We start from the raw sequence: 13007 nt of genomic DNA, 5'->3' as shown, positions 1-13007 counted from the left end.
AGGCGGCCCGGCGTGGGTGGCGGTTGACCGGCTCGCCCCGTCTTGCGGTGCGATGGTTCATCGTACCCACCGCCTGACCGGCGGGGCGCGCCACCTGCGCGGCCGGCCGGACCGGGTGGGGCCCACGCAGCCGGTACGGGTGGGACTACGGTGGAGGGGTGCACGAAGAGCCGATCGATCCGTTCAGCGGCGACCCCGCCGATCCGGCAGCCGGGCTGGAGGATCCCACCGAGGCCGGCGAGCCGGACTCGTTGACGCCCGCCGAACGGCAGGACGTGTTGGAGGACCTCGCCGACCTGGAGGTCTACCGGGCGCTGCTCGGCGCGGTCGGGATCCGCGGGCTGGTGATCGACTGCGAGGACTGCCGGGAGCCGCACTACTTCGACTGGGACCTGCTGCGCGGCAATCTGCGCCACCTGCTGGACTCCGGCCGGCCGCGGGTGCACGAGCCGGCCTTCAACCCCGACCCGGACCACTACGTGAGCTGGGAGTACGCCCGGGGGTACGCCGACGGCGTGCACGACACCCTGCGGGACGAGGCGGACGACGACCAGGACCGGCCGGGCTAAGGTCGGTCAGGCGACCAGTCCGGTACGGAATCCGGTGGCCACCGCGTGCGCCCGGTCCCGTGCGCCGAGCTTGCGGAACAGTCGTCGCGCGTGGGTCTTGACGGTGTCCTCCGAGACGAACAGGTCGCGGCCGATCTCGCCGTTGCTCTTGCCTTCCGCCATCCCGCGTAGCACCTGGAGTTCGCGTTCGGTGAGCCCGATCCGGCGTAGTGCGGTGACTCGACCGTCCGACGGCTGGGCGCCGTCCGGTCCGGCACCGGGCGCCACGCCGTCATTGGGTGCGCTGTCATTGGGTGCGCTGTCATTGGGTGCGCTGTCGGTCGGCGCGCCGTCGGGGTGCGGGACGGGTGCCGGTGCTTCGGCGGTGTCGGCGGCCGGCGCCGTAGCGGCCGCGTCGTCGCGTTGGTTCGGCACCACGTTCGGGCCGGTGGCCGGGTCCGCACCGGCAGCGGCCGCAGCCGTCTGCTCGGCGGCGCCGGTGACCGATCGTCCGGCGGAGTCGGTACCAGCGGCGGCAGCCCCGGAGTGATGAGTCGCCGTGCCAGCGGCACCAATAGTGGCGGTCACCGCCGAGGCCGGTGCGGCGGCTGCTGACTGCTCGGTCAGCAGTGCCGGCGTACGGCGGCCCGGCGCGGCGAGCAGCAGCAGGGTCTTCGCCACGGCGGTGACCAGGTCGTCGGTGCCGCGCAGCAGCCCACGGGCACCGGCGGCCAGCGCGGCCGACGCCACCTGCGGGTCCTCCCCGCCGAACAGCACGATCACGCTGCCCGGCGAACGGGCCAGCACCCGGCGGGTGAAGCTTGCGCTGTCCGGACGGGCAAGGGCGGTGTCGGCGAGTACGATCTCGGCTGGCCGTTCGGCGAGCCGCAGCATCACCTCCGGTTCAGAGACCGCTGTGCGTACTGCGGCGGAGAGGCCGAGCCGGGCGGCGGCGGCGGTGATGTTCTGAGCTGCAATTACCGTTCGTACACACACGAGCACCTTGCGCACTTGTGACTCCCCTCTCCCGCCAGCAGCAGATCACGCGAGGCACGCTCGCTCATGCGCTTTGCCACGAAAAAAGATGAAAGTTCAGGACCGGCGGCCACGTCGCCGACCGGCTATCGCGCGCAGGTTCCGACCCGGGTGATCCCACACGTTCCGGCACGGGTGATTGAGCAGTGGGACTCCCGGGTACCCCGGTGACACGAAGGACCGGAGCGCTTGCGCGGCCGGCCGCCCGGTCCTACCACGAAGTGTCCGCGGGAGCCGCGCGGAAGGAGGGGTGCAGATGTCGGATGTACGCCGACTGCCCGGACCGATCGTCGACCTGTGGGAGTGGCAGATCCTCGGTGCCTGCCGTGGCCGGGACAGCGCCCAGTTCTTCCACCCCGACGGTGAGCGGGGGTCGTCACGCAACCGCCGGGAGTCGGGAGCCAAGGCGGTCTGCCGGACCTGCCCGGTCCGCGCGGAGTGCGCCGCGCACGCCCTGTCGGTGCGCGAGCCGTACGGGGTGTGGGGCGGCTTCAGCGAGTCGGAACGGCTCCGGCTGCTCGCCCTCGGCTGGGAGGATCTCGCCGACCGCCGCGGCGGCCGGGTCGACGTGCAACGGCTGGAGGCCCGGCTGGGCCGACCGCACAAGTCGACCGTGCCGGCCCAGCGCCGGCCGGAATCGGCTGCCGTCAGGCCGCAGCCGGCGGACTCGGCCACCGCCGCCTGACCACGGCAAACTGCCACCTGACCGCGCGGCTGCGGTCGCGGTCGCGGCCACCACCTGGGCCGCGACCTCGGCCACCGGCCGCAGCCGGTTCGATTGTCCCTACTGGACTGTTACGCGGACCGAGTGCCAGCCTGTCGCCCCGTCCGGGGCGACAGGCTGGCGTAGTTCGGGCTGGGTGGCGCCGGTCCCGTCGGTGGCCCGGACCTGCAGCAGGTGCTCACCCGAGGTCGCCGGCCACTGCCAGACCCACTGCACCCAGGTGTCCGCGGAGACCGCCGGGGCCAGCTCGGCCGGCTGCCAGGGGCCGTCGTCCACCCGTACCTCGACGCCGCTGATGCCCCGGTGCGGGGCCCACGCCACCCCGGCCACCGGTACGGTGCCGGCGGACAGTTCGGCGCGGACCCGGGGGGTGTCGATCCGGGACTGGGTCTTGATCGGGCCCTGCGCCGCCCAGCCGCGCGGCACCCAGTACGCGTCGAAGTCGGCGAAGCTGGTCAACTCCAGCTCGGTGACCCACTTGCAGGCGGAGACGTACCCGTAGAGGCCGGGCACCACCATGCGGACCGGAAAACCGTGCTCGACCGGCAGCGGTTGACCGTTCATCCCGACCGCGAGCAGCGCGTCCCGCCCGTCCAGCAGCGCCTCGGTCGGGGTGCCGCAGGTCCAGCCGTCGACGGACCGGCCGACGACCTGGTCGGCTCCGGGCAGCGGGCCCGCCTCGACCAGCAGGTCCCGCACCGGTACGCCGAGCCAGCGGGCGTTGCCGATGAGATTCCCGCCCACCTCGTTCGAGACACAGGCCAGCGTGACGTACCGCTCCACCAGCTCCATCCCGAGCAGGTCGGCGTAGCTCAGGGTGATCGGGTTGGTCACCCGGCCGTGGATCCGCAGTCGCCATTCGTCCGGGTCGACCTGGGGCACGACCAACGCGGTGTCGATCCGGTAGAAGTCACGGTTGGTGGTGACGTACCGGCTCAGCCCCGGCGCTGCCGGGTCCACACCGGAAGGCAGCGGCGGCGCGGCGTCGACCGGGGCGGGCAGCGTCACGGCGGACCGGGCGGTGGCCACCCCCCGGCGTTGCGCCAGCCAGCGCCCGCCGGCACCGGTGACCAGGGCAGCGCCGACCGACACGCCGACGCTGGACAGGAACCGGCGCCGGTCGGCGGTGCCGGCACCGGGCCGAACCGGTACCGGCGCCGGTTCGGCAGGCGAAGCCGGCGAGGCCGACGCGGCGACGGCGGCCGGCCGCAGCGGGCCGGCGAGCAGCGCCCAGAGCAGCAGCGCGGCGGCGGACGCGCCGATCACCGCCGGCAGGACGGCGGCCGGCCCGGCACCGGGCCGGGTGAGCGCGGCCGCCGCGCCGATCACGCCGAAGACCGCGATGCCGGCGAAGCCGACGGCGAGCCGGCGGGCGGCCAGCATCCCGATGACGGCGGCGAACCCGGCGAGCAGTACGCCGGTGCCGATCAGCAGCGCGGTCTTGTCGTGTACGCCGAACACGTCGATGGCGAACTGCTTCAGCGGCTCGGGGACGGTGTCGACGACCACCCCGCCGACCGCGACCAGCGGTGCCGAGCGGGCGCCGGTGGCGACGGCGATCAGCTCGGCCAGGCCCAGGGCGAGCGCGGCCGCGGCCACCCCGGCGAGCGCCGCGAGCGGCCCGGGCAGGCGGCCCGGCGGTTCGGTCTGCGCAGCTGGCCCGGTCGGCTCCGGCCCTGTCGCGTCCGGCACCGTCGGTTCCGGCCTCATCGCGTCCAGCCCATCTGTCCGGCACCGTACGGGGTCGACGGCGCGTAGGTACCGCCGACGATACGCAGAATCCGCGTGATCAGAAACCTCGGGCGGAGTGCGCCCTCGGCCGTACTGATCACGCGGATCCAGGGTGGAGCAGGTGGAGCAGGGTGGAATTTCCGGTCAGAAACCGGGACCGTGCTGGTGGCCGTGCCCATGGTCGTGACCGTGACCGCCGGCGGCCGGCTCGACCTTCTCCGGCTTCTCCACCACCAGGCTCTCGGTGGTGAGCAGCAGCCCGGCGATCGACGCGGCGTTGCTGACCGCGTTGCGGGTCACCTTCACCGGGTCGATGATGCCGGCCCGGGCCAGATCGACGTACTCACCGGTGGCGGCGTTGAGACCGTGGCCCCAGTCGCCTTCGAGTACCTTGCCGACCACGACGTACCCGTCGTAGCCGGCGTTCTGGGCGATCCACCGCAGCGGCTCGTGCAGCGCCTTGCGGACCACCGACACGCCGACCTTCTCGTCGCCGTCGAAGCCGAGGTCGTCGTCGAGCACGGCGGCGATCTGGCTCAGCGCCGCGCCGCCACCGGGGATGGTGCCCTCCTCGACCGCGGCCTTGGTCGCGGCGATGGCGTCCTCGATGCGGTGCTTGCGCTCCTTCATCTCCACCTCGGTGGCGGCCCCGGCCTTGATCACCGCGATGCCACCGGAGAGCTTGGCCAGCCGCTCGGCGAGCTTCTCCCGGTCCCAGTCCGAGTCGGACGCGTCGATCTCCTTGCGGATCTGGGTGACCCGGTCGGCGACCTCGGAGTCGTTGCCGGCACCGTCGACCACCGTGGTGGTGTCCTTGTCGACCACGATCCGCCGGGCCCGGCCCAGCGACTCCAGCCCGACCGCGTCGAGCTTGTAGCCCAGCTCCGGGGCGATCAGCTCGGCACCGGTCAGGATCGCCATGTCCTGCAGCATCGCCTTGCGCCGGTCACCGAAGCCGGGAGCCTTGACCGCACAGATCTTCACGGTCTTGCGCACGGCGTTGACCACCAGGGTGGACAGCGCCTGCCCGTCGACATCCTCGGCGACGATCAGCAGCGGCTTGCTGTCCTGGACGATCTTCTCCAGCAGCGGCAGCAGCTCCTCGATCGAGGAGATCTTCTGGGTGGTGATCAGGATGTACGCGTCCTCGAGGACCGCCTCCTGCGCTTCGGCGTCGGTGACGAAGTGCGGGGAGATGAAGCCCTTGTCGAACTGCAGGCCCTCGGTGACCTCCAGCTCGGTGGCCAGGGTCGAGCCTTCCTCGACGGTGATCACGCCGTCGCGGCCGACCCGCTCCATCGCCTCGGCGATCAGCTCGCCGATCGTGGCGTCCTGGGCCGAGATCGTCGCGACCTGCGCGATCGAGCCCTTGTCGGCCACGTCCGCCGCCTTGGCCAGCAGCGATTCGGAGACCTTCTGCGCGGCCGCGTCGATGCCGCGCTTGAGGCCGGCCGGGTTGGTCCCGGCGGCGACGTTGCGCAGACCTTCACGGACCATCGCCTGGGCGAGCACGGTGGCGGTGGTGGTCCCGTCGCCGGCGACGTCGTTGGTCTTCGTCGCCACCTCCTTGACCAGCTGCGCACCGAGGTTCTCGTACGGGTTGGTGAGCTCGATCTCCTTGGCGATGGTCACGCCATCGTTGGTGATCGTCGGAGCGCCGAACTTCTTGTCCAGCACGACGTTGCGCCCGCGCGGGCCGAGGGTGACCTTGACCGTGTCCGCGAGCGTGTTGACGCCGTGCTCCAAGAGGTGCCGGGCGTCGTCCGAGAAACTCAGGATCTTCGCCATGACATTCCCTTCACAGGCACTAGCCGTCGGCCGGCCGGCGGCTGCCGGCACCGGCCAACGGGCGACGCCCCGAAGCCCCGGGCTGGGGCTTCGGGGCGTTCAGCACTGGCAGTAGGTCACTTCTCGATGACCGCGAGGACGTCGCGGGCGGAGAGCACCAGGTACTCCTCGCCGGCGTACTTGACCTCGGTGCCGCCGTACTTCGAGTAGATGACCGTGTCGCCGACGTTGACGTCAACCGGGATCCGGTTGCCCTTGTCGTCGACGCGGCCGGGGCCGACAGCGAGGACGGTGCCCTCCTGCGGCTTCTCCTTGGCGGTGTCGGGGATCACGATGCCCGACGCCGTGGTGGTCTCAGCCTCGTTCGCCTGGACCAGGATCCGGTCCTCGAGCGGCTTGATCGCAACCTTGGTCGCGGTAGTCACGGGCATACCCTCCTGGGGTATCTGGTTTTGGTGCCGGCCACGTGGGTAACCGGCGTCAATCTGCCTCATGTCCACCGGGCGGATCCGTCGTCGCGGGTGCCGGACCGCCTGGCGTTTCGCTCACCGGCGGGAGCCGGCGGGCTGGCACCCTCGACCCGAGAGTGCTAACCGCAGATTAGCAGTCGCCTGTACGGAGTGCTAGCCCGATGGCCGAGCATGGACAATGTCGCGGTGCACCCGGACGAACTGGCCGCCCTGCGCGCCCCGGAAGGCGCGGCCGCGCTGGTCACCGCAGCCGAGGTGCTGGCCGCGCCGGGCGGGACGGATCCACTCACGGCGGCGACCGCGCTGCGTACCGCCGGGGTGCCGGCACCGCTGGCGACCGCCGCGCTCACCCAGGCCGCGCTGCGTGCCCGCGCGGTCGGCAAGTTCGGCCCGGCCGCCGCCCGGATGTTCTTCACCCGCGCCGGCCTGGAGCAGGCCACCCGGTCAGCGGTCGCCGACCGGCGCGCCGCCCGGTTGCGCGCCGCCGGGGTGCGCCACCTCGCCGACCTCGGTTGCGGTCTCGGCGCGGACACCCTCGCCGCCGCCCGGGCCGGCATCCGGGTGTACGCGGTGGAGGCCGACCCGGGCACCGCCGCGATCGCCGCCGCCAACGTCGAGGCGACCGGGCTGGCCGACCTGGTCGACGTGGTCTGCGCCGACGCCACCGGAGTCGACCTCACCGGCTACGACGCGGTCTTCTGCGACCCGGCCCGCCGGTCCGGCAACGGTCGGCGCACCTTCGACCCGGACAGCTACTCCCCGCCGTGGGACTTCGTCCGGTCGCTGGTCGCCCGGGTGCCCCGGACCGTGCTGAAGGTGGCGCCGGGGATCGACCACGCGCTGATCCCGCCGGGAGCCGAGGCCGAGTGGGTCAGCGTCGACCGGGATGTGGTCGAGGCGGCGTTCTGGTGCGGCCCGCTGGCCGACACGCCGCGCCGGGCCACCCTGCTGCGGGCCGGGCAGCCGGCCACGGAGCTGACCGGCGACGGTGGCGAGCCGGTCGACGTCGGCCCGGTCCGGCGCTACCTGTACGACCCGGACGGGGCGGTGGTCCGCTCGCACCTGGTCGCCGCGTTCGCCGCGACCGTCGACGGCACCCTCGCCGACGGGTCGATCGCCTACGTCTACGCCGACACGCCGACCGACACGCCGTACGGCCGGTGTCTGGAGATCACCGACGTGCTGCCGTTCTCGCTGAAGCGGCTGCGGGCGCTGCTGCGCGAACGCGGTGTCACGCGGCTGGAGATCCTCAAACGCGGCTCCCCGCTCGACCCCGCCCAGTTGCGCCGCGAGCTGCGGCTGCGTACCGCCTCCGGGGCCGGCGTGGCGGCGAGCCTGGTGCTGACCCGGGTGGCCGGCGCCCCGACGGCGCTGCTCGCCCACCCGGTGCCGGCGCCGGGCCGGTGAGCGTGCCAGGCCGGGCGAGCGCGCCCGCCCGATGAGCGCGCGGGCCGGTAACGTCGCGCGGCATGGCAGGTACCGCGACCCCGGCGACGACGCTGCTGACCAAGCGGCGGATCACCTTCCAACTGCACCCGTACCGGGTCTCGCCGGACACCCCGGACTACGGCGCGGCGGTCGCGGCCGCCCTCGGCGTCGCCGCCGAGCAGGTGTTCAAGACGCTGGTGGCGCAGGTCGACGGGGCACTCGCCGTCGGCGTCGTGCCGGTCACCGGGGAGCTGGACCTGAAGGCTCTGGCGGTGGCGCTCGGCGGCAAGCGCGCGGTGCTCGCCGACCGGGTGCTCGCCGAGCGGACCACCGGGTACGTCCGGGGCGGGATCAGCCCGATCGGGCAGCGCAGACGCCTGCCGACGGTGCTGGACGCCTCGGCGCAGCGGTACGCCGACGTGTACGTCTCGGCCGGCCGTCGCGGGTTGCAGTTGAGTATCACTCCGGGCGACCTGGCAGCGGTGGCCGACGCCCGGTTCGCCCCGATCGCTACCCACTGATCCGGTCAGTCGACGGGCAGATGTCCGCCACGTTGCTGAATTGTTATCGCGGGCAACAAAACTGGTGACGTCAGCGGTCTTGTGCTCGGCGCCACACTCCTAATACGTTGCCGGACACAACAAAACTGTGACGGCCCAGCCCAGCCCCAGGCCGTTGCCGTCGCCGGCCGGGTCTCCGGAGCCCACCAGCGCCGCGCGAGCCACACCTGAGACCGCACGACACGCACCAGCACAAAACCCTTGTACGCGAAACATCACCCTTCGAAAGGACCCGAGCGATGCGCAGAGGGATCCTCAGCACCGCCGCCGCTGGCGTCCTGCTCGCCGGCGGCCTGACCGCCTGCAGCAGCGACACCGGCACCGACAGCGGTGACACGCCCACCCCGAAGATCGGCGTGATCCTGCCGGACAGCGCCTCCTCCGACCGCTGGGAGACCGCCGACCGGCGCTTCCTGCAGGAGGCGTTCGACGCCGCCGGCGTCGACGCCACCATCCAGAACGCGCAGGGCGACAAGGCCCAGTTCCAGACCCTCGCCGACCAGATGATCACCGACGGGGCCACCGTCCTGATGATCGTCAACCTGGACTCCGGCACCGGCAAGGCCGTGCTGGACAAGGCCAAGCAGCAGGGCGTCGCCACCATCGACTACGACCGGCTGACCCTGGGCGGCTCCGCCGAGTACTACGTGAGCTTCGACAACGAGGCCGTCGGCCAGCTGCAGGGCGAGGGTCTGGTCAAGTGCCTGACCGACGCCGGCGTGGAAGAGCCGACCATCGCCACCCTCAACGGCTCCGAGACCGACAACAACGCCACCCTGTTCAAGAACGGCTACGACGGCGTGCTCGACCCGTTGTACGAGTCCGGCGAATACGTCAAGGGCCCGGACCAGTGGGTGCCGGACTGGGACGGCGCCCAGGCCGCCACCATCTTCGAGCAGATGCTGACCCAGACCGGCGGCGAGATCCACGGTGTGCTGGCCGCCAACGACACCCTCGGCAACGCGGCGATCTCGGTGCTCAAGCGCAACCAGCTCAACGGCCAGGTGCCGGTCACCGGGCAGGACGCCACCCCGCAGGGTCTGCAGAACATCCTCGCCGGCGACCAGTGCATGACCGTCTACAAGGCGATCAAGGCCGAGGCGCAGGCCGCCGCCGACCTGGCGGTCGCGCTGGCCAACGGTGAGCGCAAGGAGGTCGCGCAGACCGTCACCGACCCGGAGACCAACCGGGAGGTGCCGTCGGTGCTGCTCACCCCGCAGGCCATCTACAAGGAGAACGTCGCCGACGTGGTCAACGACGGCTACGTCACCGCCGAGGAGCTCTGCACCGACGAGTTCGCCGAGCTCTGCGCCGAGGCCGGCATCAGCTGACCGGCGTACCGGCGACCGACCGGTAGCCCCGCCGCGGGTGTCACCCGGCAGCACCATCGCCGGGTGACACCCGCGGCGGCGGAACCGGCACCGGCCGGGCACCCTCACGAAGGAGACCACCCGTGTCCGCGACCCCCCTGCTGCAACTGCGCGGGATCGACAAGAACTTCGGCCCCGTCCAGGTGCTGCGCAACGTCGACTTCGCCGTCTACCCCGGCGAGGTGACCGCGCTCGTCGGTGACAACGGTGCCGGCAAGTCCACCCTGGTCAAATGCATCAGCGGCATCCACCCGATCGACCGCGGCGAGGTCCTCGTCAACGGCCGCCGGGTGCACATCCACAACCCGCGCGACGCCGCCTCGCACGGCATCGAGGTCGTCTACCAGGACCTCGCGCTCTGCGACAACCTCGACATCGTGCAGAACATGTTCCTCGGGCGGGAGAAGCGCACCGGGATCGTGCTGGACGAGACCACCATGGAGCAGATGGCCGCGGACACCCTCGCCGGGCTCTCCGTCCGGACCGTCAAGTCGCTGCGGCAACTCGTCGCCAGCCTCTCCGGCGGCCAGCGCCAGACCGTCGCCATCGCCAAGGCGGTGCTGTGGAACAGCAAGGTCGTCATCCTCGACGAACCCACCGCGGCGCTCGGCGTCGCCCAGACCGCCCAGGTGCTCGAACTGGTCCGCCGGCTCGCCGACAACGGCCTCGCCGTCGTGCTGATCTCGCACAACATGAACGATGTCTTCGCGGTGTCGGACCGGATCGCCGCGCTGTACCTCGGCCAGATGGTCGCCCAGGTCCGCAGCACGGAGATCACCCACGCGCAGATCGTGGAGCTGATCACCGCCGGCCGCAGCGGTGACCTCGGCCTGCCGGCCGACAACGGCACCGAGTACACCGTCACCACCGGACCGGGAGCCGACCGATGAGCACCGCCACCTCGACAGTCCAGCGGCCCGCCGCCCCGGCCGACTCGCCCGGCGTCGGCGAACACCTGCGCAACTACTTCTCCCGGGTGCGCGGCGGCGACCTCGGCGCGCTGCCCGCCATCCTCGGTCTCGTCGTGCTCTGCACGGTCTTCTCGATCGTGCGGCCCAACTTCTTCACCGCCGGCAACTTCGCCAACCTGTTCATCCAGGGCGGAGCGGTCACCCTGATCGCGATGGGGCTGATCTTCGTCCTGCTGCTCGGTGAGATCGACCTCTCCGCCGGCTTCGCCAGCGGTGTCTGCGCCGCGATCCTGGCGGTCGTCTCCACCGAGATGGGACTGCCCTGGTACGTGGCGGTGCTGGCGGCGGTCGCCACCGGCACCCTGATCGGCACCACCCTCGGATTCCTGGTCGCCAAGGTCGGCATCCCGTCGTTCGTGGTCACCCTGGCCGCGTTCCTCGCCTTCCAGGGCACCGTGCTGCTGCTGATCGAAGGCGGCAAGAACGTCTCGCTGCGCGACGACGTGCTCATCGCGATCGTCAACCGCAACGTCCCGCCGGTCGTCGGCTGGGCGATCTTCGGCGTCGGGGTGGCCGGGTTCGCGCTGATCCAACTGCTGCGCTACCGCACCCGGTCCGCCAAGGGCCTGGTCACCGACCCGATGGTGGTGGTGCTGACCCGCATCGGCGTGCTGATCGCGATCGCCGGCGCCGCCGTCTACATCCTCAACCAGGAGCGCAGCATCAACCCGCTGATCACCTCGCTGCGCGGGGTGCCGATCGTGGTGCCGGTCATCGTGGTACTGCTGGTCTTCTGGACCTTCGTGCTGCGGCGTACCGCGTACGGCCGGCACATCTACGCCGTCGGCGGCAACCGGGAAGCCGCCCGCCGGGCCGGCATCAACGTCGACCGGATCCGGATCTCCGCCTTCATGATCTGCTCCTCGATGGCCGCCGTCGGCGGCATCGTGGCCGCCAGCCGGGCCAACTCGGTCGATGCCAACACCGGCGGCAGCAACGTGCTGCTGTTCGCCGTCGGCGCGGCGGTGATCGGCGGCACCAGCCTGTTCGGCGGCAAGGGCCGGGTCCTCGACGCGGTCCTCGGCGGCGCCGTGGTCGCGGTCATCGAGAACGGCATGGGGCTGATGAACGTCAGCTCCGGGGTGAAGTTCGTCTTCACCGGGCTGGTGCTGCTGCTGGCCGCCAGCGTCGACGCGCTGTCCCGTCGTCGCGCCGCCGCCGGGTCACGATGACTGCGGAGACGACGATCCGATGCGGGCAAGACCCAGCCAGGAGGAGATCCGCCGGCACAACCTCGGCGCGCTGCTGCGCCACGTGCACGTGCACGGCGCCACCTCACGGGCCGAACTGACCACCACGCTGGGGCTCAACCGCAGCACCATCGGCGCGCTCACCGCCGACCTGGCCGCCGCCGGCCTGGTCAGCGAGGGCGGCGCCCGGGAAACCGGCCGGGCCGGACGACCGTCGCTGGTCGTCCGGCCCGCGTCCGAGCGGGTGTACGCGTACGCGCTCAGCATCGAGGTCGACCGGTTACGGGCCGCCCGGGTCGGGCTCGGCGGCCGGATCCTCGACATCCGCACCGCCGAACGGCCGCGCGGGACGCTGGCCGCCGAGGCGGTCGGCCCGCTCACCGGCTTCGTCAAGGAGCTGCACCAGGCGGTGCCGGCCGGCGCGGTCTGCGTCGGCAGCGGCGTCGCGGTCTGCGGCATGGTCCGCCGCGACGACGGCATGGTCCGGCTCGGGCCGACCATGGGCTGGGTCGACGAGCCGCTCGGCGCGGCCCTGGCCGAGGCGCTCGGCGGTGACCGGGGCGTGCTGGTCGGCAACGTCTCCGACGTGTGTGCGCTGGCCGAACACACCCGGGGCGCGGCGGTCGGCTGCGACCACGTCATCTACCTGTACGGCGACGTCGGCGTCGGCGCCGGCATCATCGCCGGTGGCCGGCGGGTCACCGGCCACGGCGGGTACGGCGGCGAGGTCGGCCACATGGTGGTGCACCCCGGTGGCCGGCCCTGCCTGTGCGGATCCCGGGGCTGCTGGGAGACCGAGATCGGCGAACACGCGCTGATCCAGGCGGCGGGCCGCAGCGGGGCCGTCGTCGGCCGGGAAGCGGTGCTCGCCGTGGTGGACGCGGCCGACCGAGGCGACAGCCAGGCCCAGGCCGCGGTCCGCCAGGTCGGCAACTGGCTCGGTTTCGGCGTGGCCAACCTGGTCAACATCTTCAACCCGGAGACGGTGATCTTCGGCGGCACGCTGCGGGACGTCTACCTGGCGGCGGCCGCGCACGTGCGCAGCCGGCTCAACTCCAACGGGCTACCGGCCTGCCGGGAACACGTCCGGCTGCGCACCCCGAAACTCGGCGACGACGCCCCGCTGATCGGCGCCGCCGAACTCGCCTTCGAACAGCTGCTCGCCGACCCGCTCGACGCGGTGGCCGGCTGA

General features: G+C 72.2%; 12 protein-coding genes. 8 read left to right on the top strand and 4 right to left on the bottom strand.

Annotated features, from left to right (window positions below; all coding sequences use genetic code 11):
- The first annotated feature begins 158 nt into the window (after positions 1-158).
- Entirely contained in the window at positions 159-569 is a 411-nt protein-coding gene (locus ACN27J_RS25165; RefSeq protein WP_278173786.1) for a DUF5319 domain-containing protein, read from the top strand.
- Between the two features lie 6 nt (positions 570-575).
- Here the strand turns inward: ACN27J_RS25165 and ACN27J_RS25160 are convergent, their stop codons facing one another.
- On the bottom strand, positions 576-1559 hold the full coding sequence (locus tag ACN27J_RS25160; RefSeq protein ID WP_421370005.1) for a response regulator transcription factor: 984 nt from the start codon (positions 1557-1559) through the stop codon (positions 576-578).
- Positions 1560-1839: 280 nt separating this feature from the next.
- Between ACN27J_RS25160 and ACN27J_RS25155 the strand changes: the two genes are divergently transcribed.
- The gene (locus tag ACN27J_RS25155; protein ID WP_278173781.1) at positions 1840-2268 is read left to right on the top strand and encodes a WhiB family transcriptional regulator; all 429 of its coding nucleotides are present in this window, start codon (positions 1840-1842) and stop codon (positions 2266-2268) included.
- A 99-nt stretch (positions 2269-2367) separates the two neighbouring features.
- On the opposite strand, the gene ACN27J_RS25150 is transcribed toward ACN27J_RS25155, so the two are convergent.
- From ACN27J_RS25150 to groES, 3 genes are all read right to left on the bottom strand, one after another.
- Positions 2368-3936, bottom strand: coding sequence for a molybdopterin-dependent oxidoreductase (locus ACN27J_RS25150; protein WP_421372453.1), 1569 nt, complete (start codon positions 3934-3936; stop codon positions 2368-2370).
- Between the two features lie 246 nt (positions 3937-4182).
- Positions 4183-5826: a chaperonin GroEL gene (groL, locus tag ACN27J_RS25145; protein ID WP_421370002.1), complete on the bottom strand. Its 1644-nt coding sequence runs from the start codon at positions 5824-5826 to the stop codon at positions 4183-4185.
- A 116-nt stretch (positions 5827-5942) separates the two neighbouring features.
- Positions 5943-6257: a co-chaperone GroES gene (gene groES / locus ACN27J_RS25140; protein ID WP_123606067.1), complete on the bottom strand. Its 315-nt coding sequence runs from the start codon at positions 6255-6257 to the stop codon at positions 5943-5945.
- A gap of 210 nt (positions 6258-6467) precedes the next feature.
- On the opposite strand from groES, the gene ACN27J_RS25135 reads away from it, so the two are divergent.
- From ACN27J_RS25135 to ACN27J_RS25110, 6 genes are all read left to right on the top strand, one after another.
- The gene (locus ACN27J_RS25135) at positions 6468-7703 is read left to right on the top strand and encodes a class I SAM-dependent methyltransferase (protein ID WP_421370000.1); all 1236 of its coding nucleotides are present in this window, start codon (positions 6468-6470) and stop codon (positions 7701-7703) included.
- A gap of 62 nt (positions 7704-7765) precedes the next feature.
- Positions 7766-8245 (top strand): Cys-tRNA(Pro) deacylase, encoded by a 480-nt coding sequence (gene ybaK / locus ACN27J_RS25130; RefSeq protein WP_421369998.1) that lies wholly within the window; start codon positions 7766-7768, stop codon positions 8243-8245.
- A gap of 278 nt (positions 8246-8523) precedes the next feature.
- On the top strand, positions 8524-9615 hold the full coding sequence (locus ACN27J_RS25125) for a sugar ABC transporter substrate-binding protein (RefSeq protein WP_421369996.1): 1092 nt from the start codon (positions 8524-8526) through the stop codon (positions 9613-9615).
- Positions 9616-9737: 122 nt separating this feature from the next.
- Entirely contained in the window at positions 9738-10544 is an 807-nt protein-coding gene (locus ACN27J_RS25120) for an ATP-binding cassette domain-containing protein (protein WP_421369994.1), read from the top strand.
- On the top strand, positions 10541-11797 hold the full coding sequence (locus ACN27J_RS25115) for a sugar ABC transporter permease (protein ID WP_421369992.1): 1257 nt from the start codon (positions 10541-10543) through the stop codon (positions 11795-11797). The genes ACN27J_RS25120 and ACN27J_RS25115 overlap by 4 nt, the downstream gene beginning before the upstream one ends.
- 19 nt (positions 11798-11816) lie before the next feature.
- Positions 11817-13007 carry an ROK family protein gene (locus tag ACN27J_RS25110; protein ID WP_421369990.1) on the top strand — a complete coding sequence of 397 codons (1191 nt, stop codon included), beginning with the start codon at positions 11817-11819 and terminating at the stop codon, positions 13005-13007.

This window comes from Solwaraspora sp. WMMB762, assembly GCF_049179115.1.
Lineage (GTDB): Bacteria > Actinomycetota > Actinomycetes > Mycobacteriales > Micromonosporaceae > Micromonospora_E.
The sequence above is the reverse complement of the archived record's forward strand: the minus strand, read 5'-3'. Positions and strand labels throughout refer to the sequence as shown.